The 1,607-nt window shown below is 51.1% G+C and carries 1 rRNA gene; it reads right to left on the reverse strand.

The features are described 5' to 3' along the window. Nucleotides 1-1,584, reverse strand: a 23S ribosomal RNA gene (locus E2626_RS17015); the annotation flags it as partial. Between the last annotated feature and the right edge of the window lie 23 nt (nucleotides 1,585-1,607).

Here is a 1,607-nt window from a genome sequence, read left to right on the forward strand (position 1 = left end):
ATTTCCCTCGTCATCACAGCTCAGCTTACACGGAAACGGGATTTGCCTCATTTCCTGCCTACCTGCTTAAACACGCGCAACCAACGGCGTGCTCTCCTATCCTCCTGCGTCCCCCCATTACTCAAACGATGTGTTGGTGGTACAGGAATATCAACCTGTTGTCCATCGCCTACGCCTATCGGCCTCGGCTTAGGTCCCGACTAACCCTGAGCGGACGAGCCTTCCTCAGGAAACCTTGGGCTTTCGGTGGAAGAGATTCTCACTCTTCTTTCGCTACTCATACCGGCATTCTCACTTCTAAGTACTCCACCAGTCCTTCCGGTCTGACTTCACAGCGCTTAGAACGCTCTCCTACCACGAATCTCATAGAGATTCATCCACAGCTTCGGTGAATCGTTTAGCCCCGGTACATTTTCGGCGCAGGGTCACTCGACCAGTGAGCTATTACGCACTCTTTAAATGATGGCTGCTTCTAAGCCAACATCCTGGTTGTCTAAGCAACCCCACATCCTTTTCCACTTAACGATTACTTGGGGACCTTAGCTGGTGGTCTGGGCTGTTTCCCTTTCGACTACGGATCTTATCACTCGCAGTCTGACTCCCATGGATAAGTCTTTGGCATTCGGAGTTTGTCTGAATTCGGTAACCCGTTGGGGGCCCCTAGTCCAAACAGTGCTCTACCTCCAAGACTCTTACTACATGAGGCTAGCCCTAAAGCTATTTCGGAGAGAACCAGCTATCTCCAGGTTCGATTGGAATTTCTCCGCTACCCACACCTCATCCCCGCACTTTTCAACGTGCGTGGGTTCGGGCCTCCAATGAGTGTTACCTCATCTTCACCCTGGACATGGGTAGATCACCTGGTTTCGGGTCTACAACCTGATACTATGTCGCCCTATTCAGACTCGCTTTCGCTGCGGCTCCGCTTTCGCTTAACCTTGCATCAAATCGTAACTCGCCGGTTCATTCTACAAAAGGCACGCCATCACCCGTTAACGGGCTCTGACTACTTGTAGGCACACGGTTTCAGGATCTATTTCACTCCCCTTCCGGGGTGCTTTTCACCTTTCCCTCACGGTACTGGTTCACTATCGGTCACTAGGGAGTATTTAGCCTTGGGAGATGGTCCTCCCGGATTCCGACGGAATTTCACGTGTTCCGCCGTACTCAGGATCCACTCTGGAGAGAAACAGCTTTCGACTACAGGATTGTTACCTTCTGTGATGGGCCTTTCCAGACCGCTTCGTCTAACTGCTTCTTTTGTAACTCCGTATAGAGTGTCCTACAACCCCGAAAGGCAAGCCTTTCGGTTTGGGCTGATCCCGTTTCGCTCGCCGCTACTCAGGGAATCGCATTTGCTTTCTCTTCCTCCAGGTACTTAGATGTTTCAGTTCCCTGGGTCTGCCTTCAACCGCCTATGTATTCAGCGGAAGATCATATCCCATTACGGATAAGGGGTTCCCCCATTCGGAAATCTCCGGATCACAGCTTACTTACAGCTCCCCGAAGCATATCGGTGTTCGTACCGTCCTTCATCGGCTCCTAGTGCCAAGGCATCCACCGTGCGCCCTTATTAACTTAACCTAGTTAAAAAGGTGTTTCTTAAA

This window comes from Jeotgalibacillus salarius (assembly GCF_004405125.1).
In the GTDB taxonomy this organism is placed as follows: Bacteria; Bacillota; Bacilli; order Bacillales; family Jeotgalibacillaceae; genus Jeotgalibacillus; species Jeotgalibacillus salarius.